This window comes from Psychrobacter sp. SWN149 (assembly GCF_015864565.1).
Lineage (GTDB): Bacteria > Pseudomonadota > Gammaproteobacteria > Pseudomonadales > Moraxellaceae > Psychrobacter.
Genome location: NZ_JADYWX010000006.1, coordinates 93,682 through 115,172 on the forward strand (window position 1 = coordinate 93,682; position 21,491 = coordinate 115,172).

Consider the following 21,491-nt stretch of genomic DNA (forward strand, 5'->3'; position numbering starts at 1 on the left):
GCGCTCACTAATTTTTAGATGGATTTAAAGGATAGGAGAATAAAGGATGCCATACTTATTTGGCAGTTTGGTACTGTTAAATGCGGTTACGCTAGGATATTATCTATTTCTGCAGCAGCCTTCAACGACCCAAACAGTGAAAACAGCCCAGCAAGACATCACTCAGCCATTGGTGTTTACCAATAGTGCTGAGTATCTCCCGCCTATTATCGGTACTAGAGACTAGGTATATTATGAACTGATATAGACACTGAGTGGTCTGTCAAAATATCTATACACTCTTGTCTTATTAATCGCTTTATCAGCCGCCTGATCACTCATGTTTGTCAGGTGCTACAGAGTCTATGGCTACAGAGTTTATTCCGGTCGTCTCATCTGTGTCCGCCGCCGCCGTTTCATCACCAGCTACTTTAGACAATAGAGGAATACGGACGCATACTTGTAGTCCGCCCTCAGGGTGGTTAACGGCTTCAACAGTACCATGATGTAACCGTGCAATACGGTCGACAATCGCTAGACCCAGTCCGCTACCTTGAGTAGTACGTGCAGTCTCTCCGCGCTCAAATGGTTGCATTATACGCTCCAATTGATCCTCTGCCACGCCGTCACCGCAATCACGTACACAAATGACCAGCTGTTCTTGAGCTTCGCTATTTGCAGCACACTCACTGACCACGTCACTATCTTCTTCTTCAACTGTTTCTGGAAACGTTGGTATGACGGTTGCGGACAGATAAATGGGTGGTTTGCCATAACGATTGGCATTATTTATTAGATTAATGACCAGACGCTTGATAGACAGTGGGCGTACTGGTACAACTTTGCGGCATTCTGACTCGTACACGAACTGCATTGGCGCAAACTGCACCATGATTTCATTAAATATCGTGTCCAAGTTGGTTAAGCTGACTGGTTCATCCGAGCCATCTTTCATAAATGAGATGAACTGCTCTAAAATCGCATCCATATCTTCGACATCATAAATTAGCCCTTCACGGAAAAAATCATCTGGCAGCATCTCAGCAGTCAAGCGCATACGAGTTAGCGGTGTCCGCAAATCATGCGAAATACCGGCAAGCATGATAGTGCGCTCTTTTTGGGCTTGATTAAGTGTCGTAAATAAACGATTAAAAGCCATGTTAACTTGACGTATTTCAGTCGGGCCTTTTTGAGTAGGCAGTGTTGTAGCATGACCCAAACGAATATAGTTGGTCGCTGCGCGCTGTAAATATCGCAATGGACGGTTTAACTGTCGTGCCAGTAAGACAATAGTCAGTAGTGACAAAATGGGCAGACCAATTAAAAACAATATCAACAATGTGGGGCTGTATTGTGAGTAGTAAACCACGGGCTCTCGAATCCAAAAACTTTTATCGCGGCTGTCTTGAACCCATAACTGCGGTGTCGGTTTGAATTTGAAATACACTTCTACAGGTCGACCAAGCTGTGCGGTAATCTGGGTCTGTAATACATCCGTAAAGACACTCACAAAGGCTTTGTCCGCGACTTCAGGAAACTCACTTGGGTTATTGACCACCACCACATGAGAATGTTGATAAATCCATTGACGCACATCAGGACGTCCTTCCCAGTCTTTATTGACGCTATTGATCAGTTGTAGCTCACTGGTCAAATAACGTGCATGATTCTTCAGCTCCGGCAAATAGAGACTGCGCCAAAAAAATAGAATCGACAAACTCACACTGATAAAGACGATAAAAACGACCATCAATGTGGTGAGCCACGTGTTGGAATAAGAGCGCGGTAGCCAGTTTTTACGACGTGGTTTCGGGTTTAAAGTGGTCATATGAATCCATCAAGTTAAGAGTGCTGTTGTTTCATGCATGTTAATGCGCCAGCAGTCGTACCAAAGCAAAATAGATGGTGAGGATAGAATGCGAGATTGGCACATCATAGAATAGCATAATCTAAAGCGAGTCCTCGTTTTGAGAATGGTGATAAAAGTGAGATAAGTCATAGTAGGGCAAGCAAAGCAAGACGGATAATATTGAGCTACTATCAACTGCATCGACACAGCTTGGCAAAAATCCAACCATATCTTGGCAATTCTATGTGCTGATGAGTCGCTCTATAAGTGGAATAATGAACGATTAATAAGAATGTTGTTTTACATAGCCCGACATTTAAGCTATTGTTAATAAATAATTAAATATGCGCAGTTTATGTTTTCAACAAATAAAGACTGTGATATAATTATGCCCTTTTTGGTATACCTGCGAAAGAGAGAATTCACATGGTTGTTATTCGTTTAGCACGGGGCGGTGCCAAGAAACGCCCATTTTATCAAGTAGTTGTTGCTGATCAACGCCGCGCGCGTGACGGTCGCTACATTGAAAACATCGGCTTTTTTAACCCACTCGCTAAAGAGTCTGAAGAAGCAGTACGTTTGAACATGGAAGCGTACAATGCGTGGATCGCTAAAGGTGCACAGCCTTCAGATCGCGTTGCTTCATTAGCAAAAGCTTACAACAAGTCTGTAGCTCAAACTGAAGCAACTGCTTAAGTTTAGGTTATTACTGAGACGTTTATATTCTGACTATGATCTCACTCAGTAGACTTTAGAATACATAGCGTAACTGGTCTGACCAGGGTGCGCCATTAACTGTTTATCGCTTTTGACACAATTGTTTTTGCAATTGCTGTTTTAATCATTGTTAGGTTAGCTGCTATGTCATCTGTTCCAAACGCTAGTGCCCTTATGAAAATTGGTCAGCTCAAAAAGCCTTACGGCATCAAAGGTTGGCTTTGGGTATTCAGTGAGACGGATGATCGCACAGCGATATTCGATATGAAGCCGTGGTGGATGAAAACTGCCACTGGCATGAAACCTTTGACTGTAAAGGCATGGCGTGAGCAAGGAACAGGAATTGTGGCTCAGTTTGAGCAGATTCCTGATCGTAATGTTGCTGAGACTATGAACGGTGTTACCGTTTGGGTCGAACAAAACATTCTGCCTGAAACAGCTGAAGACGAATATTATTGGTCGGATTTGGTCAGTCTGCGCGTGATGAACGAGCAGGGTGAATATTTAGGCAATATCACTGAAATGTTTGAAACTGGTGCTCACGCTATCATGCGTGTAGCGGCAAATTCAGACAGTTTAGATAATGAAGAGCGCCTAATTCCATGGCACAAGCAAACTGTTGTAGAGGTCAATATGGCCGAAAAAACAGTGCTGGTTACATGGCAAAGTGATTACTAATATAATATCTGGCTTTTTTGCCAAGTGTTATTGGTAGTCATACCGATTGTTTTAGCCACAATGCAAGTAGACATCAGATGTATTTTGCCGTAATTAGTATTTTCCCTGAAATGTTTGCCACCATCCGTGAGTTTGGAATTACGGGGCGGGCAGTCACTCAGGAGCAAGTTACGATTGAGTGCATTAATCCACGTGATTACACCACTGATAACTATCGCCGTATTGATGAACGCCCCTATGGTGGCGGTCCGGGCATGGTGATGATGGCTGAGCCATTATCAAAAGCCATCGAGGATGCGCGCCTGAAGGCCAGTCAGCATGGCTGCCGTATCGACAGCGAGCACTGTCCGGTGATATATATGTCACCACAAGGACAGACGCTTAATGAGAGTGGCGTGGTCGATATGACCGATTATGATGGCATGATTTTATTGTGCGGTCGTTATGAAGGTATCGATGAGCGCTTACTGTCACAGTATGTCGATAGGGAAGTGTCGCTGGGTGATTATGTATTGACTGGTGGCGAACTACCAGCAATGGTGTTGATGGATAGTGTGATACGTCGTCTGCCTGATATCATGGGTGATGACAAGTCAGCGGAGCAAGACTCGTTTGTCGATGGCTTGCTTGACTGCCCACACTATACTAAGCCGCATGAGTTTGCGGGCATGGCGGTTCCTGAAGTATTACTCTCAGGTCACCATGCCAATATCGCCAAGTGGCGTTTTAGTCAGCAAGTCAGTCGTACGCAAACGCGTCGTCCAGACTTGTGGCAAGCGTTCACACCGACGGTAGAGCAGGCGAAGTGGTTAAAGGCATTGGCAAAAGCAGAGAAAAAATAAATTATTAACTTTGATTTTTGATCAACAAGTTTGATAGACAGTTAAAAACAGAATTTTGAGCAATAATAAAACGAGTCATCACATAGTGGCCGTTGGTTATAACCCATTTACGTTGTGTCTCACCATAAAGAGATACGATTAATTATTACAAACAGGTGATATGCGTTAAGCCTCTATTATCTAATGTGAGGAGATAACTCTCATGAGCAACAAGCACCCATTGGTTCAGGTCATCGAAAACGCTCAATTGCTTGAGCGTCCAAGCTTTGCACCCGGCGATACCGTTGTAGTTCAAGTAAAAGTACGTGAAGGTGAGCGTGAGCGTTTACAGGCTTTTGAAGGCGTTGTAATTGCTAAGCGTAACCGCGGTCTAAACTCAGCGTTTACCGTACGTAAAATTTCAAGTGGCGTTGGTGTTGAGCGTGCATTCCAGTTGCACTCTCCAATCATCGATAGCATTGAAGTGAAACGTCGTGGTGCTGTTCGCCGTGCGAAACTATACTACTTACGTGAGCGTTCTGGTAAATCAGCACGTATCCGCGAAAAACTTGCTCCGCGTGCAGCTGCTCCAAAGAAAACTGACGCTGGCGTACCTAATGCAGTTGATACTGCACCTGGTATCTAAGTACAAGTTTGCCGTCTTGAGTCAATCGTATCATTTTAGGGTTGATTCAAGATAAGGTAATAGTAGATACAAGCCCTTATTCATAGGTTTATCATATAAATAAGCGGGCCATACCAAAAAAGACAAAACCCCAATCTATGCGAATGCTGGATTGGGGTTTTTGTATGTGTGACCATATATGTTGAGATATGCGTTACTACTGATTTGATATCAGCAGCTACTACTAGAGGCTATTAATTATCCGGCGTTTCGACTCGGCTTACTTGTGCTTTAGACTTACTGTACTTACGCAGTCTAATGTATAACGTCTTAGTGACGGTAGCGATGAGTTTCTGTTGATCATCAACGATATCGACTTTATATTCGCGAAATACGGCTTCACCGTCTTTTGCTAACTCCTGAATAGTAATCACTTCAGCGCTAGGTATTTTCATTCGCGCTATGACCTTGCTATGACCAGGCGCCACAAAATCAATGTGTGAGCTTTTGTCCCATACCACATAATTGCTTCCCAATTGATGCATCAACATGAGCATGTAAAAAGGGTCAACCATCGAATACAGACTCCCTCCAAATTGAGTACCGACGATATTTTTGTTGAGCGTGTTAAGTCCCATGCTCACCACGCACAAACCTTGATCGAGACTGATGTGGTCGATTTTGATGCCAGCACCGATATATGGTGCGTAAGTATTGAGCCGTAGTTTTAATAAGTGCGGTGTCAATAATGGTATCAGGCTCTGTTTGGCCCGACGTTTCAAGGTCTCAAGGTTGATAGGGAGTACGCTCATAAACTTATCCTGTTGCTTTTTCTTTATTTTCTAATGGTATCGATAGTACAGTCTTTGAATAGAAACTGTTGAAGTTAATGAATAAAAAACATTTATCATAGTTAAAAACCACTCAGCTCGCTAGCTTTAAAGCGTAACTGAAATAACATTTTAATGATGATTGGAAAGTAGCATTCGCTATTTATTACAACTATCTTCATTATTCAGCCATGTGATAGAAAATGCCCAGATATCAATGACTATTAAAAAAACGGTCATTTATGCTAATTCAAAGTCGATATTAGAGCTGTTTTTTCCTCATGGTTTTCTATTAAGTTCAAAGTCGTACCAAATAGAAACTTTAATTTATACATTATAACGATACTCACAGTATCTTTAAATGGTTTTAGATTCGCATTTCACTACCTCATGACATACAATAGTTCGCAGTTTGTGACGGCCGTCTTGGTTTTTACAGAATAGAAAAGATCAAATCAAAATTTGATCCATCAAAGACTTAACAAACACAAGGAAATGTGATGAGTAATATTCAGACCCCTTCTTCTGGGTCTACGCCGCCGCCATCCAACCTATCTAATCATGAACAAGAATTACAGGGTAGCTATGCAGATTTGCATAAGCCCAGCGCGAGCTTTTCTAGCCGTGATGATTATCTAAATCATGAATTACAAATCATGCAGCCCAAACGCTGGCGTCCTAATTTACCGTTTCGTGATTATCGTTTTGAATACGAAGACACCATTCCAGCAATGGCCGCAACTATTGGTAAAGTGGTCATGGTGGGCGCCATTGCTGCAACATTTGCAGGCCCACTTGGTTTGGGCGATGCATTTGTTTTAGAAAACGTGCGTTATGAGCTATTGATTGTCTCCTTTTTTATTATCTTATTTTCGGGCTTTCTACTGCCGACTGCCAACCTTGCCGGTACTCATGGCCCACTAATTCCTTTGATTCCTATCGTGGTCGCTGCTGGCGGGCATCCGATGGCCTTTGGTTTGCTTATCGGTGCTTTTGGTCTAATCCTCGCGATTAGTAAAGGGGGGAGCCTGCTCGCGAACTTGACCAGTAAAGGTGTGTGCGGTGGCCTCTTGATCTACTTGGGCTTTATCGGTACCACCTCACAGGTCAAAAACCTTTTTGCTTGGGCAGAAGGGATTGGCATGTCGCACATTGCTTTCTTTATTATTCTGGCCACTATCCTGCTATATGCATTGCTTGAACATTGGCAAAAGCGCTGGCTTGCGGTGCCGCTAAGCTGTTTATTAGGTGGCGGACTTGCATTTGCATTGGGTGCTCCTTTTGAGTTCAAAACGGCACCAGGTTTACCAAACATGAATCCAATGTATTGGTGGGGCGAAAATACCGGTTGGATGCTAGGCTTACCGACGGTTGAGAGCTTCATTGTGGTACTACCGTTTGCTATTTTGGCCGTTGCAATGTGGTCACCAGATTTCTTGGGTCATCAGGTATTCCAAAAAATCAGCTATCCCAAACGTACTGAAAAAGTGCTTATGGATATCGATGACACTATGACTAGCGCATCGTTTCGTCAAGTAGTCGGCTCTGTATTGGGCGGTGCTAACTTTGCGTCATCGTGGGGCACTTATATTGTTCCAGCCGCGATTGCCAAGCGTCCGATTCCTGCTGGTGCCTTATTGACAGCATTGTTCTGTATTATCGCAGGGGTTTGGGGCTATCCAATGGATTTGGCCATCTGGCAGCCAGTGATGTGTGTGGCCTTGATCGTTGGGGTATTTATCCCACTGCTTGAAGCTGGCATGGAGATGACTCGCGAAGGTAAAACCACGCAGTCTGCTGCAATTGTGGTGTTTGCCTCTGCATTGGTGAATCCTGCCTTTGGTTGGTCACTCACGCTATTACTGGATAATCTAGGCTTGATTGGCTCGAAAGAACGTAGTGCCAATTTGACTAAAATGAGCCGCTGGATCATACCGGGTATTATGTTTGTGGTATTGACAGGCGTAATGGCTATCGTTGGTATGTTGCCGGGTATCCCAGCTTTGATGGTTAACTTCCGTCATTAGTAGTATGTTGCTGAATAAACGATCATAGAACGAACTAAGTCAGCGAAAGCTGGCTTTTTTATGGGTGATGCTATGATAATAATTGGCTTGTAAAACAATGACTCCCGCCCCATAACTAGCAGTATTATAAGACTTTTAAGAGCAATGAATTCTATGGTTAATGTCTCAGAATCGAGTCCTATCGATGATAAAAAAGCCCGCCTTAAGCATCTGATCAAACGCCTGCCTAATTTGCCAGGCGTGTATAAAATGCTGGGGAAAAATGGCGATATCTTATACGTTGGTAAGGCTAAATCACTTAAAAGTCGCGTAAACAGCTACTTTGTAAAGACGATCGATCATCCAAAGACACGAGCGTTAGTGGCGCGTATCCATGATATCGAAACCATTATCACGCGCAGTGAGACTGAGGCATTGCTGCTTGAGCAAAACCTAATTAAAGAATATCGTCCGCCCTATAACGTGCTACTACGTGATGATAAATCTTACCTCTATGTGTTTATCTCGGCTGATAAACCCTATCCACGTTTGGCCTATGGACGCGGCAAAGGCAATCATCAAAAAGGACGGTTCTTTGGGCCGTTTCCGTCTGCTCATGCGGCAAAAGAAACGCTGGTACTAATGCAAAAAATGTTTCAAATGCGCCAGTGTACCAATACCTTTTTTAAGCAGCGTCAGCGCCCCTGCCTTGAATACCAGATTAAGCGTTGCCGTGCACCATGTGTGGGCTTGGTATCAGCAGAAGAGTATGCAGAGGATGTTAATAATACCATTCGCTTTCTAAAGGGTGACTCTGGTGATATTCATACGACTCTGATTGAAAAAATGGAAGCATCAGCTGAAGAGCTAGACTTTGAAAAAGCGGTACTCTACCGAGACCAGTTATCAATGCTGCGCGAAGTACAGGCCAAGCAAGCGGTCTATACCGTACAAGGCGAGGCCGATGTGATTGCGATTGCCAGTCAGGCAGGCATGACCTGTGTCAACGTGCTGACTGTCCGCGGCGGGCGTGTGCTGGGTGGTAAGAACTATTTCCCTGATGTGGATAGTAGTGAGCCTTTGGCTGACAATTTATCTGCTTTTATTACTTCATTTTATTTTCAAGTGACAGATGATCTGCCAGCAGAGATGATCTTGAGTCACGAGTTGCCAGATCAGCTGGCAATCAGTGAAGCATTGGCCACGCACTTTGGTAATAAAGTAGCCATCAAAACAAGCGTGCGTGAGCACCGCGCAGAATGGCTAGACTTGGCAACACTCAATACCAGTAATGCGCTTAAGACTAAGCTTGGCGATTATCTAGAGCTGCATGCACGTTTTGGCGCATTGAAAGATGTATTGGCGACTGTCACTGAGCGAACGATAGATCGTATCGAATGTTTTGATATCTCGCATACGATGGGTGAGGCGACCATCGGTAGTTGTGTGGTGTTTGACCAAGGCGGCTCGCGTCGCCGTGATTATCGTCAGTATGCGATCCATGACATCGTCGGCGGTGATGACTATGCGGCGATGAAGCAAGTGCTGACACGGCGTTATAAAAAGCAACCATTACCTGATTTACTACTGATTGATGGTGGTAAAGGTCAGCTTGGTATTGCCAAAGAAGTATTAACTGAGTTGGGTATTCTTGGTGACACTTTGCTCGTCAGTGTGGCAAAAGGGGAAGGGCGCAAGGCTGGGCTTGAGGTGTTGCACTTTATTGACCATGAGCCACTAGATCTACCAATGGATAGTAAAGCGCTGCATTTGCTCATGCATATTCGTGATGAGGCGCATCGTTTTGCAATCACTGCTCACCGTAAAAAACGCGATAAGCGCCGTTCATCATCAGTACTAGAAGTCATACCGGGACTGGGTGAAAAGCGTCGTCGCGACTTGCTCAATCACTTTGGCGGTATGCAGCAGCTATTAGGCGCTTCGCAGCAGGAGCTGGCAGGCGTGCAAGGTATTGGGCCGGTACTTGCGAAAACGGTTTATAAAGTTTTGCATGAATAGCTTTTGAGATATTAGCTTCCATCGGTCTTTATATGGTTAGTTATCTATAGACAACGCTGTACATAAGCACAATAAAAAGTGGGCTGTTTCAGATAAATAAAATTACCTGAAACAGCCCGCTTTTTTAATAAATAAGCATCTACTATTCAGCAGTATTTATTTTATAAGTCGTAAATTTAAAGCTTAAGTCGCTCTTTTCATCATGCATTTTCTCAGACTCTTCTGCGACGACATAGCGAGCTGGCAGTTCAGGATAGAAGGCATCACCATCGGCAATGTCGGTGTCTACATGGGTCAGCTCAATACGGTCGGTATACATTAAGGCATCGCTAAAGACGCGCTCGCCACCAATCACCCAAATAGTATCCAGATGTGCGCCATGTGCCAGACTGGCCGCTTGTGTGAGAGCATCATCTAGGTTATGCGTGACATAAGCATTGGTCTTACCGACCAAGCTTTTTTGTTCAGCATAATCCATCTGTGTCGTGACAATGAAGCTTACACGATTTGGCAATGGCTTGCTGCCCATCGATTCAAACGTCTTACGCCCCATAATGACGATACCTTGAATGCCGCTCTCTTTTTCTTTGGTCGTCATGCTCTTAAAGTGCTGCAAATCTGCCGAGATATGCCATGATAGCTCGTTGTTTTTGCCGATACAGCGATTGCTACTGATAGCAGCGATTTGTGCAACTTCGGTATGGGCATAGCTCATAAGATATCCTTTTTACTGTCTCTTCAGTGTGTAATTATAGAAATTTTAAACGGCAACTTTCGCTTTGATAGCAGGGTGAGACTCATAACCCTCAATGCTAATGTCTTTGTAATTGAAGGCAAAAATATCATTAACATCAGGGTTAAGTTTCAACGTTGGCAGTGTATACAGCGAACGCGTCAACTGTAATTCAACTTGCTCACGGTGATTTTGATAAATATGGCAATCACCACCTGTCCAGATGAATTCGCCCACTTCTAGACCACAAATCTGCGCGACCATATGGGTAAGCAGCGCGTAGCTAGCAATGTTAAATGGCACACCTAGGAAAAAATCTGCTGAACGCTGATAAAGCTGGCACGACAGTTTATTGTCCGCGACGAAGAATTGAAACATGGTATGACAAGGCGGTAAGGCAACTTGATCTGCTTCTCCAGGGTTCCAACCAGACACGATTAAGCGGCGTGAATTGGGGTTGGTCTTTATCTGTTCGATGACTTGGGTGATTTGATCGACGCCATCAGCATTGTAATTGCCATCTTCATCTTTGGTTGCGCCATAATTGCGCCACTGATGACCATAGACAGGGCCCAAATCGCCAGCAGGACGATTAAAGCGCGCCGTCTGCTCTGCAGTAGCCCATTCATTCCAAATGCGTACGCCATTGGCTTGCAGGTAATCGACGTGAGTACTACCACTTAAAAACCAAAACAGCTCATAGGCGATGGATTTAAAATGGACTTTTTTGGTGGTCAATAGCGGAAAGCCTGACGCTAAGTCAAAACGTAGCTGCGCGCCAAAGTGGCTGAGCGTACCAGTGCCAGTACGATCGCCTTTTTCAGTACCTGTGGTTAAAACGTGTTTGAGCAAGTCTAAATAGCCCTGCTCGTTATTGCTGTTAATCATAAAAATGCTCGTCGGTATTGTTTAGTATACTGATTGGTATATAGCTTAATAAGCAGCTTGCTTACCCCAGTCATAGATGCCGCGTTTATAGGCATAGATTAATAGGATAAAGCCAATGATTATCATCGGTGCGCTTAGCATTTGCCCTTTGGTCATCCAACCTAACAGGATAAATCCTTGGTCAACGTCTGGCTGACGGAAGAACTCGATGATGAAACGACTAACGCCATAACCTAACATGAAAATACCAGTCGCTGCCATACGAGGACGTGGTTTTGATGAATACCACCATAAGAATAAGAACAGCAATAGACCTTCAGCAAGCGCTTCATACAACTGTGAAGGATGACGCGGCAACAGATACTGACCGTTGACTTCAGTCATTAGCTCTTGGAGTTCAGGATTGGTCTGTAATTGTTGCATATCAGCAGCAGCTGCTTGCGGGAAGTACGTCAACCAATTGTAGCCGCCGTCAGAGACACGGCCCCATAGCTCACCATTGATGTAGTTACCAATGCGGCCAAACAATAAACCCGTTGGTACGCATGGCACGACAAAATCTAGTACTTGGAATGGTGTCTTTTTATACTTGCGCGCGAAATATAGCATGCCAAGCATGACACCGATCAAGCCACCATGGAATGACATGCCGCCTTCCCAGACCTTGAAAAGATAGGCAGGGTTTTGTAGCAATTCACCGAACTGATAAAACAAGACGTAGCCAACACGGCCGCCTAAAATGACGCCAAGCGCACCAAAGAATACCAAGTCGGACACCATGTCGGTGGTCCAGTTATCGCGTTTGGTACTGCGATACCAAGCTAGACCGTAAGCGGCAGCAAATGCCAGCAAATACATCAGCCCATACCAATGGACTTCAACAGGCCCAATGGCTAACGCTACAGGATCGTACTGAGGATGAATCATCATAAGGGCATCATAATATTGGTAATAAAGTGCTGACTATAATAGCAAATTTCATTCGTCGAGCATACACAATTGCTATGATGCCAAGCAGTTAGCATTGAGAAGTTGAACGGTCGATACAGTGCAGAACACATAGGGTAGGAAGCAGGTAAGATGCTGAATGAAGCAGGACAAATAGCTGTAATCGTGAAAAGGTTTCGTAACGGTATGCAGTCTTGGTAGCTAGCAGCTTGAGATAAAAATGCCATTTTTAGCATTATCGAGCGTTCACTACCAAGTTGTATTATTACACCTATTATTAAAAGAAATTATATAGCAACCAGATCTTGCACTTTGTTTTCGACCATTGTGTCACCTGCGCCTTGAGAGACTACTTTGCCACGTGATAGCACCATGTAATTATCAGCCAATTCTTCGGCGAACTCATAGAACTGCTCAACCAGCACAATGGCCATGTCACCTTTGTCAGCCAAGTCACGTAGGACACGGCCAATATCTTTAATAATAGAGGGTTGAATACCTTCAGTTGGCTCGTCTAAAATCAACACGGTCGGCTCGGAGGCTAAGGCGCGGGCAATGGCAAGTTGCTGCTGCTGACCACCAGATAAATCACCACCACGACGATGCTTCATCTCATCGAGTACGGGGAAAATATCGTATAAATGCTTAGGTACGTGTTTTGCCTTACTGCGTGAAAACTTAGCCATACCAATCAAGATGTTTTCTTCTACGGTCAGTGTCGAAAAAATATCGCGCCCTTGTGGCACATAAGCCAAACCTGCTCGTACCCGCTGCTCAGATGACATCTTACTGATGTCTTTATCATTGAGCAAAATCTCTCCTGATTTAATCGGTAATATCCCCATCAAACATTTGAGTAGGGTGGTTTTACCCACGCCGTTACGACCAAGTACCACACTGCATTCACCGATGGGTGCTGTGAGCGAGACGTCTCGTAAAATATGGCTGCCACCATAGTATTGATTGATATCGTTAACTTGTAACATGGCTGTCTCCTAACATTCGAATCGTTTCCTAATCTTTAAATGGCATAGCAGTTTGTCAATATTACTATCAACTCAGTTATCGACCTAAATAGGACTCAATCACGGCTTCATTGGCTTGCACTTCTGCTAACGTACCTTCAGCCAAAATCGCTCCTTGTGCCAATACCGTGACTTTTTCACTGATGGCATCGATAAAGGTCATATCATGCTCAACTACCACCAAGGTATGGTTCTTTTTAAGGCGTAGACACAGCTCGGCGGTATGTTCAGTTTCTGCATCAGTCATACCGGCCACAGGCTCATCAAGCAGAATTAGCTTGGGGCTCTGCATTAACAGCATGCCAATCTCTAACCATTGTTTTTGCCCATGTGAAAGCAAACCAGCTGGCTTGTTGATTTTATCGGTCAGGCGAATTTGTTGTAGGGTCGCGTCGAGGGTATCGCGAGTATCAGCATTGAGTTTGTTGAATAAGCTTTTGACCACACGTTTGTCTTTCGGCGCAGCAAGTAACAGATTATCCATGACCGTAAAGTTCTCAAAGACAGTAGGTTTTTGAAATTTACGTCCGATGCCAGCTTCGGCGATTTCTTCAGTGGATAAATTAGCAAGATTGTGGGTTTGACCAAAAAACACGCTGCCTTCAGTGGGGCGGGTTTTTCCTGTGATGACATCCATTAATGTGGTTTTACCAGCGCCATTGGGGCCAATAATGCAGCGTAGCTCACCTTCTTCTATATAGAGTGACAAATTGTTGAGTGCTCGAAATGAATCAAACCAAACACTTAAATCTTCTAAATATAATGCAATGCCATGGCTAAAATCGACGCCTGATGGCTTTGGGTGACTGCGGCCAGTGCCGCCATGATTACGTCCATACTCGTTAATAATTTGCTCAGTCGTTGACGGTTTATCATTTAGCATTATTGCTTCTCCTTTTTGAATCGATCGAACAAGCCCATAATGCCATTGGGTAAAAACAACGTCACGACGACGAACAGTCCACCTAATATCAGTAGCCAAAACTCAGGGTAGGCGACCGTAAAGTAGGTTTTTACAGCATTCACCACACCAGTACCTAAGATCGCGCCAATTAAGCTTCCTCGACCACCAGTCGCTACCCAGACGGCTATCTCAATCGAGTTCACTGGGTTCATTTCACTCGGATTGATAATGCCTACTTGCGGCACGTATAGCGCACCTGCAATACCAGCGATGACAGCTGATAATACCCAAGCGGATAGCTTGTACCACAACGTACGGTAGCCTAGATACTGCAAGCGATTTTCGCTGTCACGAATAGCGCCAAGCACTCGACCATAAGGCTGATTCATTAAATGACGCAAACCCATATAAGAGACTAGCAATGCTAAGGCCGTGACAAAGCACAGCATTGAGCGAGTAGAGGCAGCGGTAATGTCGTAGCCTAAAAGGGTAGTAAAACCAGTAAAGCCATTGTTGCCGCCGAAGCCTGTCTCATTACGGAAGAATAGCAAGGCTGCTGCATAGACCATGGCTTGAGTGATGATAGAAAAATAAACGCCTTTGATTTTGGAGCGAAAGGCAAAAAAACCAAAGATAAATGCAACCAAGCCAGGCACTAATACGACCAGTGCGACAGCCCACCAAAAATGCTGCGTGCCCGCCCAGTACCATGGCATTTCGGTCCAGCTCAAAAATCGCATAAAATCAGGAAGCGCATCGCCTGCCGTTTCGCGTGTTAGGTACATGCCAAATGCATAACCACCCAAGGCAAAATACAAGCCATGTCCCAAGCTTAAGATACCGGCATAGCCCCAGACGAGATCTAGCGCCAAAGCCACCATCGCTAGTGCCATGATTTTGCCAATCAGGGTAATCCAGTAGGCTGAAAGGTGAAAGGCTGAAGTCTCCGGCATAAGGTGTAGCCAAGGTAATATAAGCAGTACGGCAAAACATAATCCAATTAAAACAGCACTACGTGGGGTATCAGACAGTAATTTGGTCAGTATCATAGGAATCTCCTTATTCGACAAAGCGGCCTTTGAGTGCAAATAAACCTTGTGGCCGTTTCTGAATAAACAGAATCACAAGAACCAACAACACAATCTTTGCCAATACCGCACCGATACCAATCTCCAGTACCGTACCGCTCACACCAAGTCCTAAGGCGGCCAATACTGCGCCCCATACTTGACCGACACCGCCGACGACGATGACCAAAAACGTATCAATGATATAGGTTTGACCCAGATCAGGACCTACGTTGCCGACTTGGGCAAGGGCACAGCCCGCCATACCAGCAAGCCCAGAACCCAAACCAAATGCCATCATATCGATACGTGCAGAAGGGATGCCGACAGCACGTGCCATTTGGCGATTTTGGGTGACGGCTCTTATAAACAAACCAAAGCGCGTTTTGTTGAGTAAGTACACCAGTAGCGCCACGACAATGACAGTAAAACCAATAATGGCGATACGGTTATAAGGCAGTACCAAACTTGATGACACTTGATATGCGCCGCTTAACCATGCCACGTTACTGACTTCAACGTTCTGAGCACCAAAAATCATCCGCACCAGTTGCATCAAAATCAGGCTAACCCCAAAGGTCGCTAGTAAAGTCTCTAGCTCACGACCATATAGTGGGCGAATCACAATGCGTTCAATAATCATACCGATGACAGCGCTGACTAAAAAAGCAGCTGGAATAGCAGCAAGCAAATACCAACCTGCCATATTCGGTATATAAGCTTGAAAGAAGTTTTGGACCATATAAGTGGTATAAGCCCCAATCATGATTAGCTCACCATGCGCCATATTAATCACGCCAAGCAGACCAAAGGTAATGGCAAGACCGAGAGCCGCTAGCAGTAAAATACTGGCGGTACTCATACCGGTGAAAATATGACCGGTCCATGTGCTGATTTCGATGCGGCGTGACACGCTAGATTCAGCATCGATAAGTGCAGCTTTAAGTGAGGCATCTAAGTTATCAGCTGCGAGGGCAGATTCAATATCGACCAAAACTTGTGGGTTATCACTATCAGCGAGTAGGTTCACAGCTGCAATCTGAGTGGGAAGATCGCCGTTTTTAAAATCTATACGCGCCTGTAGAGCAGTTAGTGCCTTTTTGACTTTAGTGCTGTCTTCATTTGCTGCAGCAGAGGTGATAATGGCTGGATCTACTTGGTCAATATTATCGGCCAAAATCTCTACAGCTTGTAGGCGCTGTGCTGGCTTGTCAGATGCTAGTTTTACCTTGGCTTGACCAAAGATGAGCGCTGAGCGAAGGGCATTAGTCAAGGTGATTTGTGATAAGTCACTAGGCCAATTGGCTGTCTCTTTTTTATCAGGATAAGTAAATAGCTGATCATCTTTATTCAGTAAATACGTTTGACCACCGTTACCTTGATATAGCTCATCATTGGCAATGAATTCAACCAAACTATCTAGACTCTCAACCGATCCAGGCCAGTCACTTAACATGGTTTGACGCTGGCTAAAATCACCCGCCACAAATTGTTGAATGGCATCGCCTGAACTTGTAATTGTTGTTGAAGTATCTGAGATATCTGAGATATCTGAGGTGCTGGCTTGAGGAGAAGTGGCTACGTTGACAGGTGTGACCAAAGATTGCTCACTATGAACGGTATTCGTATCGTGATCATGTACCTGACCATCATGATCCGCATACGCTGTGGTGGTGAAAGTTGTTATGCATAATGCCATCAATGCAAGTAACCGCAGAGGCACATAAATTGAAAAATGAGCCGCCTGCTGCATGACTTCACTGACTGATGCTTTTGGACTATTACCAGGTTCGGATGATGCTCGCCCTGCAAATGGGCGTAAAGTATGGCGCTGCATGTGCGGCTCCCTGTTTTTACAGACAACAAACCCTTAGCTTCTACTGCTTAGCGGACTAAGCAGTAGAAGTGTTGATAAGGTTTGGAGGTATTTAAAAGTTGAGAATAAGTGTTAAAAATAAATGTGGAGAGTAGGCGATGGGTCATTTATTTATCTCGTTTATCCAGCTGACTACTCTCCATGCGCTTTTCAGTACGACTTTACTTAGGAGATGTTCTATTTAGGAATGTATTCGCTCCAAGGCTGCGCTTGAATGACTTCTGGCGTTTTAAAAATCGTATCAAACTGACCATCGGCACGGATTTGACCAATCATGACTGGCTTCCATAGATGATGATTTTTATCATCCATTTTCAATGTGTAGCCAGAAGGTGCATCGAACGTCTGACCAGCCATGCTGATACGTACCTTATCGACATCGGTAGTACCCGCTTTTTCAACGGCTTGTTTCCACATGTTGATACCCACATAGGTAGCTTCCATTGGATCATTGGTTACGACTTTTTCAGCATTCGGTAATTTTTGGTCTAATGCATATTGCTTATAGCGTTTGGTAAATGCACTGTTGGTTGGGTTTTTGATTGACATAAAGTAGTTCCATGCCGCCAAGTGACCTTGTAGCAGGCTGGTATCGATACCGCGTAGCTCTTCTTCGCCGACTGAGAATGCCATGACTGGAATGTCTGATGCTTTGATGCCTTGGTTGGCAAGCTCACGATAGAACGGAACGTTTGAATCGCCGTTGATGGTAGAGATAACGGCGGTCTTTTTACCCGTTGAGAATTTTTTGACGTTAGATACGATAGTTTGATAATTGCTGAAACCAAATGGTGTGTACTCTTCCATGATGTCTGCATCAGCCACACCTTTAGATTTCAAAAACGCCTTTAAAATCTGGTTAGTGGTGCGTGGATAGACGTAATCAGTACCTAACAACACAAAGCGCTCTGCACCGCCGCCTTCTTCACTCATCAAGTACTCTACCGCCGGAATGGCTTGCTGATTTGGTGCCGCACCCGTGTAAAAAATATTTTCTGATTGCTCTTGTCCTTCGTACTGCACTGGATAGAACATCAAGCCGTTTAGTTCCTCTACCACTGGCAGTACTGATTTGCGTGATACCGATGTCCAACCACCAAAGATGACATCTACTTTGTCTTGAGTGAGTAGCTGACGGGCTTTTTCGGCAAACAATGGCCAATCAGAAGCAGGGTCGACGACCACAGGTTCTAGTTGCTTACCGAGTACACCGCCATTGGCATTGATCTCATCAATGGTCATGAGTGCCGTGTCTTTTAGAGAAGTTTCAGAGATGGCCATGGTGCCAGATAGCGAATGTAAGATGCCCACTTTGATCGTGTCGCCATCAGCGGCAGGGGTAGTCGTTGTCTCTGTAGTGGTTTCGGCCGTTGTCTCTGTGGCTGTCGCCGTTTCGGCAGGCTTTTGACAGCCAGCGAGACTCAAGCTACCAACGACGGCAATCGCTAATAATGATAAGCGTGATTTGATTTTGCCGTGCAGATGAGTCTCAGCAAATTGAGGATTGGCTAAAGTTGGTAACGAAAACATGGACATCTCCTAATAAATACAAAAGATAAAATATTGCTCCTGAACACTTATTAAGAGTTCAAGTTCCGTGCCAAGTAAAAAAAGCCAATAATCGTGTAATAATTGAGCAATAATTAATTATTGTTTAAGATATTCATTAATTTAGTGCACGATAATTAATAAATTGCACCATAACAGGGAAATGGATAAAAGTTTGGTGCAGGGTAAAACAGACGAATGATTGATAGGCAGTCCGTTATTGCTAAAATGCTATAAAACGGCTACGGTATTGTTGGGAAGAGAAGTACTATTAGCTGATAAATAATGTTTTTTAATCAATATTGGCCTGATGCTATATATTGCCGCTTTTTTATTCGCCAGCAGATTCTTGCGCTGATGCCATGATGGATTTTTATTTCTAAGGAATGATGTATGAACGCACGATTAGCACAGTGTTCTATCTCTATGGATAATGCAGGCTTACGAAAGCTGAGCAAACAGATGACTAAAACTGCGGCAATGCCACTTGTTTTTTTGAGCACTGCTGCCTTTGGATTGTCTAGCGCCCAAGCTGCGGTGAGCGTTGTGGAGAACGTGACTATTTATCAAGGGCTTGCCAGCGTGACACGGGCGCTGCCGATTACAGGTAGCGGTGAGCAAACCGTTATATTTTCATGCTTGTCACCGCAAATGGACAAAGAGAGTCTGAGCGTACAGGCGATGGACAGTGCCCGTGTTGGTGAAATCAGTATTGAGGAGCTAACAGGAGAGCAAGCAGCCCAGTGCCAATATCAAGGGGATGCCAAGGTACAAACGCAGCAAAACACCTTAGCCAATATTAATGCTGAATTAGAGGCGGCACGCTTAGCAAAAGCCTACTTGCAGAATTTGACCAAAGCCACGCAAGTCAATACGGATAGTACGATTGCTAATAATGCGCGTGATATAGAGTCTCAAGCGACCAGTATTAACCAAAGAATTTTAGAGATTCAGCAACGTCAGGCGCGTGCGCAAGATGCACTTAATCAGCTGATGGCAGGTAGTGCGACATCAACCTTTAATAATGTGACACAAGTGAGTGTGCGCACGGCCAGTCGCACGCCAAGTACCCTTAAGATTCACTACCAAGTGCGCGGTGCAGGTTGGGAGCCTGCGTATCAAGCGCGCCTAAATACAAATAGCGAACAGTTAAGTATCACAGCCTCTGCGATCATCGCCCAGCAAACCGGTGAGAATTGGACCAATGTACCTGTGACACTCAGTACCGTGAACCCCAACCAGAGTACGACAGGGCAACTGCCGTATGTGCAGCGTCTGTCATTATATGAAGAGAATCAAGATGCTAAGGTTAGGCGTGAGTCACCTATGATGGATGCTTCTCCTGTCATGATGGCAGAAGCGGCTTACACCAAAGGAGCAGGCGCACCTAAGGAACCGCTATCGAATTTCACCGTCAGTAGTCAAAATAAAAACGGCATCATCGAGTATCGCTTAGCGCAGCTGGTCAGTATCCCAAGTGATGGCAGACGAGTACGTACAGTGATTGGAGAGCAATCTGGTAGCAGCAAGCTATGGATTCGCAGTACACCAAGCGTCGAGACTGCCGCCTACTGGTATGCATCAGCGCCATTTTTGACACCAGACTGGGTCGATGGTTCGCTACAGCTGTACCGTGATGACAACTATGTGGGCCAATCACGTTATAGCTACCAAATGCTAAAAGAGCAAGGGATTGGGTTTGGTAGTGATCCAAATATGATGGTCAAAGAGCTGACCAATGAAGACAAGCAAGGTGAGAAAGGTGTGCTAAACCGTACGCAAACTATAACGACCACCAACGCCTATCAATTTACCAATCAGCATAATCGCAGTGTACGCTTGCAGGTGTTGGGCAGTGAGCCTATCAGTCGTGATGACAGTCTGAAGGTTACGGTCACTCATACGCCGCCTGTAACCGAACGAGATTGGAATGACAATCAAGGCATAGTGGCATGGGAGTTTGACTTACCAAGTAAGCAGTCACAAGTGATACGCTCAACGTCTCAGGTTAGCTATCCTGCCAATAAAATGCTAGCTGGCAATCAATAAGTAAAACCTTAGACTGTGCTCTTTATTTTTGCTAAAAAGTATTGGTATAACAGAAGATTATTATTATAAAAGGAATACTATGTGTATCGTCGCCATTGCTTGGCAGTTATTTGATGAGTTGCCATTGGTATTATTATCAAATCGTGATGAGTTTTTTGAGCGTCCAACGGATCGGCTGCACCAGTGGTCTGACCAGCCTATTTATGCCGGACGTGATCAGCAAAGTGGCGGCACTTGGCTAGGGATTCATCGGCAGCCAGTAGCAATAGAAAATATGGAGCATCACGAGCAAAACGGACGCTGGGCAGCAGTTTTAAATTTTCGTGATGGTGTGCAGGCAGGGACAGATGAGCGTTCGCGCGGTGCGCTCGTGACTGATTTTTTGACAAGTACGCTTAGCCCAATGGATTTTGCCCGTCAACTTAATTTACAAGCATATGCAGGCTTTAATCTGATCGTTGGCGATACGTCACAAGCCGTCATCGTCAATAATCGCGGTCATGCGCCAACGCCATTGTATGCAGGACTGCATGTGCTTTCTAACGGTCAGCCAGAGGACAGTTGGTTTAAGACGGAAAAATTGCGAGGAAGACTGCGCCAAGAGGTATTACCGCTTATTGCTGAAGACAGCCGCGACGATTACTGGCAGGTGGTCGCCTTTGACGTGTTAACTGATAGTACACCCGCACCAGCAGAGGATTTGCCAAATACTGGCGTAGCGACTGATATCGAGCAAATGCTGTCTTCTGTTTATATTGTTCCTGTTGCGTTTGCCGATAGGCAAGCCCACCAGCCCACTTATGGAACACGGACACAAAGCATTCTGACGTTGCGCAAAGCCGAGAATCAAGACAGAGATATGCCTTCAACATTGGTAGCCCAAATAGTCAGTCGTGAATGCCAATCTGGATCAAAGTAAGGCTGTCACT

General features: G+C 44.8%; 19 protein-coding genes. 9 read left to right on the forward strand and 10 right to left on the reverse strand.

What is annotated here, in order from left to right:
- The first annotated feature begins 46 nt into the window (after window positions 1–46).
- Complete coding sequence (locus tag I6E86_RS11205) at window positions 47–226, forward strand: hypothetical protein (RefSeq protein WP_197177543.1); 180 nt, start codon at window positions 47–49, stop codon at window positions 224–226.
- 87 nt (window positions 227–313) lie between these two features.
- Here I6E86_RS11205 and I6E86_RS11210 read toward each other — a convergent pair whose 3' ends face one another.
- Complete coding sequence (locus I6E86_RS11210) at window positions 314–1,807, reverse strand: ATP-binding protein (protein WP_197177544.1); 1,494 nt, start codon at window positions 1,805–1,807, stop codon at window positions 314–316.
- Between the two features lie 447 nt (window positions 1,808–2,254).
- On the opposite strand from I6E86_RS11210, the gene rpsP reads away from it, so the two are divergent.
- The 4 genes from rpsP to rplS all read left to right on the forward strand — a co-directional run bounded on the left by rpsP (window position 2,255) and on the right by rplS (window position 4,690).
- Window positions 2,255–2,524, forward strand: coding sequence for a 30S ribosomal protein S16 (gene rpsP, locus I6E86_RS11215; RefSeq protein ID WP_010197931.1), 270 nt, complete (start codon window positions 2,255–2,257; stop codon window positions 2,522–2,524).
- A 165-nt stretch (window positions 2,525–2,689) separates the two neighbouring features.
- Complete coding sequence (rimM, locus tag I6E86_RS11220; protein ID WP_197177545.1) at window positions 2,690–3,223, forward strand: ribosome maturation factor RimM; 534 nt, start codon at window positions 2,690–2,692, stop codon at window positions 3,221–3,223.
- Between the two features lie 77 nt (window positions 3,224–3,300).
- Window positions 3,301–4,065 carry a tRNA (guanosine(37)-N1)-methyltransferase TrmD gene (gene trmD, locus I6E86_RS11225; RefSeq protein ID WP_197177546.1) on the forward strand — a complete coding sequence of 255 codons (765 nt, stop codon included), beginning with the start codon at window positions 3,301–3,303 and terminating at the stop codon, window positions 4,063–4,065.
- A gap of 202 nt (window positions 4,066–4,267) precedes the next feature.
- Window positions 4,268–4,690 (forward strand): 50S ribosomal protein L19, encoded by a 423-nt coding sequence (gene rplS / locus I6E86_RS11230; protein ID WP_197177547.1) that lies wholly within the window; start codon window positions 4,268–4,270, stop codon window positions 4,688–4,690.
- Window positions 4,691–4,923: 233 nt separating this feature from the next.
- On the opposite strand, the gene I6E86_RS11235 is transcribed toward rplS, so the two are convergent.
- Window positions 4,924–5,481 carry a DUF4442 domain-containing protein gene (locus I6E86_RS11235; RefSeq protein ID WP_197177548.1) on the reverse strand — a complete coding sequence of 186 codons (558 nt, stop codon included), beginning with the start codon at window positions 5,479–5,481 and terminating at the stop codon, window positions 4,924–4,926.
- Between the two features lie 518 nt (window positions 5,482–5,999).
- Between I6E86_RS11235 and I6E86_RS11240 the strand changes: the two genes are divergently transcribed.
- Together I6E86_RS11240 and uvrC are read left to right on the forward strand one after the other, a co-directional pair.
- Window positions 6,000–7,526 carry a DUF3360 family protein gene (locus I6E86_RS11240; protein WP_227680636.1) on the forward strand — a complete coding sequence of 509 codons (1,527 nt, stop codon included), beginning with the start codon at window positions 6,000–6,002 and terminating at the stop codon, window positions 7,524–7,526.
- A gap of 153 nt (window positions 7,527–7,679) precedes the next feature.
- Complete coding sequence (gene uvrC / locus I6E86_RS11245; RefSeq protein ID WP_197177549.1) at window positions 7,680–9,524, forward strand: excinuclease ABC subunit UvrC; 1,845 nt, start codon at window positions 7,680–7,682, stop codon at window positions 9,522–9,524.
- Window positions 9,525–9,666: 142 nt separating this feature from the next.
- Here uvrC and I6E86_RS11250 read toward each other — a convergent pair whose 3' ends face one another.
- The 8 genes from I6E86_RS11250 to urtA form a co-directional block, all read right to left on the reverse strand.
- Window positions 9,667–10,239, reverse strand: a complete 573-nt coding sequence (locus I6E86_RS11250; protein ID WP_197177550.1) for a dihydrofolate reductase — start codon at window positions 10,237–10,239, stop codon at window positions 9,667–9,669.
- Between the two features lie 45 nt (window positions 10,240–10,284).
- Window positions 10,285–11,145 carry a thymidylate synthase gene (locus I6E86_RS11255; protein ID WP_197177551.1) on the reverse strand — a complete coding sequence of 287 codons (861 nt, stop codon included), beginning with the start codon at window positions 11,143–11,145 and terminating at the stop codon, window positions 10,285–10,287.
- Between the two features lie 45 nt (window positions 11,146–11,190).
- Window positions 11,191–12,075, reverse strand: coding sequence for a prolipoprotein diacylglyceryl transferase (gene lgt / locus I6E86_RS11260; RefSeq protein ID WP_110923592.1), 885 nt, complete (start codon window positions 12,073–12,075; stop codon window positions 11,191–11,193).
- Window positions 12,076–12,380: 305 nt separating this feature from the next.
- A complete protein-coding gene (gene urtE, locus I6E86_RS11265; RefSeq protein ID WP_197177552.1) occupies window positions 12,381–13,079 on the reverse strand; it encodes an urea ABC transporter ATP-binding subunit UrtE in 699 nt (232 codons plus the stop codon).
- A 76-nt stretch (window positions 13,080–13,155) separates the two neighbouring features.
- Window positions 13,156–13,968 carry an urea ABC transporter ATP-binding protein UrtD gene (gene urtD, locus I6E86_RS11270; protein ID WP_413786490.1) on the reverse strand — a complete coding sequence of 271 codons (813 nt, stop codon included), beginning with the start codon at window positions 13,966–13,968 and terminating at the stop codon, window positions 13,156–13,158.
- Between the two features lie 32 nt (window positions 13,969–14,000).
- Window positions 14,001–15,071, reverse strand: coding sequence for an urea ABC transporter permease subunit UrtC (gene urtC / locus I6E86_RS11275; RefSeq protein ID WP_101204890.1), 1,071 nt, complete (start codon window positions 15,069–15,071; stop codon window positions 14,001–14,003).
- A gap of 10 nt (window positions 15,072–15,081) precedes the next feature.
- Complete coding sequence (urtB, locus tag I6E86_RS11280) at window positions 15,082–16,926, reverse strand: urea ABC transporter permease subunit UrtB (RefSeq protein ID WP_413787000.1); 1,845 nt, start codon at window positions 16,924–16,926, stop codon at window positions 15,082–15,084.
- Window positions 16,927–17,142: 216 nt separating this feature from the next.
- Window positions 17,143–18,495 (reverse strand): urea ABC transporter substrate-binding protein, encoded by a 1,353-nt coding sequence (gene urtA / locus I6E86_RS11285; protein WP_413787001.1) that lies wholly within the window; start codon window positions 18,493–18,495, stop codon window positions 17,143–17,145.
- A gap of 411 nt (window positions 18,496–18,906) precedes the next feature.
- On the opposite strand from urtA, the gene I6E86_RS11290 reads away from it, so the two are divergent.
- Both I6E86_RS11290 and I6E86_RS11295 read left to right on the forward strand, forming a co-directional pair.
- Window positions 18,907–20,562, forward strand: a complete 1,656-nt coding sequence (locus I6E86_RS11290; protein ID WP_197177553.1) for a DUF4139 domain-containing protein — start codon at window positions 18,907–18,909, stop codon at window positions 20,560–20,562.
- Window positions 20,563–20,641: 79 nt separating this feature from the next.
- Complete coding sequence (locus tag I6E86_RS11295; RefSeq protein ID WP_197177554.1) at window positions 20,642–21,481, forward strand: NRDE family protein; 840 nt, start codon at window positions 20,642–20,644, stop codon at window positions 21,479–21,481.
- Window positions 21,482–21,491 lie beyond the last annotated feature (10 nt).

Coding starts and splice junctions, on each gene's coding strand:
- uvrC (WP_197177549.1), top strand. CDS start 7,680: ATGGTTAATGTCTCAGAATCGAGTCCTATCGATGATAAAAAAGCCCGC.
- rimM (WP_197177545.1), top strand. CDS start 2,690: ATGTCATCTGTTCCAAACGCTAGTGCCCTTATGAAAATTGGTCAGCTC.
- lgt (WP_110923592.1), bottom strand. CDS start 12,075: ATGATGATTCATCCTCAGTACGATCCTGTAGCGTTAGCCATTGGGCCT.
- I6E86_RS11235 (WP_197177548.1), bottom strand. CDS start 5,481: ATGAGCGTACTCCCTATCAACCTTGAGACCTTGAAACGTCGGGCCAAA.
- I6E86_RS11295 (WP_197177554.1), top strand. CDS start 20,642: ATGTGTATCGTCGCCATTGCTTGGCAGTTATTTGATGAGTTGCCATTG.
- urtA (WP_413787001.1), bottom strand. CDS start 18,495: ATGTTTTCGTTACCAACTTTAGCCAATCCTCAATTTGCTGAGACTCAT.
- I6E86_RS11205 (WP_197177543.1), top strand. CDS start 47: ATGCCATACTTATTTGGCAGTTTGGTACTGTTAAATGCGGTTACGCTA.
- I6E86_RS11210 (WP_197177544.1), bottom strand. CDS start 1,807: ATGACCACTTTAAACCCGAAACCACGTCGTAAAAACTGGCTACCGCGC.
- trmD (WP_197177546.1), top strand. CDS start 3,301: ATGTATTTTGCCGTAATTAGTATTTTCCCTGAAATGTTTGCCACCATC.
- urtB (WP_413787000.1), bottom strand. CDS start 16,926: ATGCAGCGCCATACTTTACGCCCATTTGCAGGGCGAGCATCATCCGAA.
- I6E86_RS11255 (WP_197177551.1), bottom strand. CDS start 11,145: ATGATTAACAGCAATAACGAGCAGGGCTATTTAGACTTGCTCAAACAC.
- urtE (WP_197177552.1), bottom strand. CDS start 13,079: ATGTTACAAGTTAACGATATCAATCAATACTATGGTGGCAGCCATATT.
- I6E86_RS11250 (WP_197177550.1), bottom strand. CDS start 10,239: ATGAGCTATGCCCATACCGAAGTTGCACAAATCGCTGCTATCAGTAGC.
- urtC (WP_101204890.1), bottom strand. CDS start 15,071: ATGATACTGACCAAATTACTGTCTGATACCCCACGTAGTGCTGTTTTA.
- I6E86_RS11240 (WP_227680636.1), top strand. CDS start 6,000: ATGAGTAATATTCAGACCCCTTCTTCTGGGTCTACGCCGCCGCCATCC.
- rpsP (WP_010197931.1), top strand. CDS start 2,255: ATGGTTGTTATTCGTTTAGCACGGGGCGGTGCCAAGAAACGCCCATTT.
- I6E86_RS11290 (WP_197177553.1), top strand. CDS start 18,907: ATGAACGCACGATTAGCACAGTGTTCTATCTCTATGGATAATGCAGGC.
- rplS (WP_197177547.1), top strand. CDS start 4,268: ATGAGCAACAAGCACCCATTGGTTCAGGTCATCGAAAACGCTCAATTG.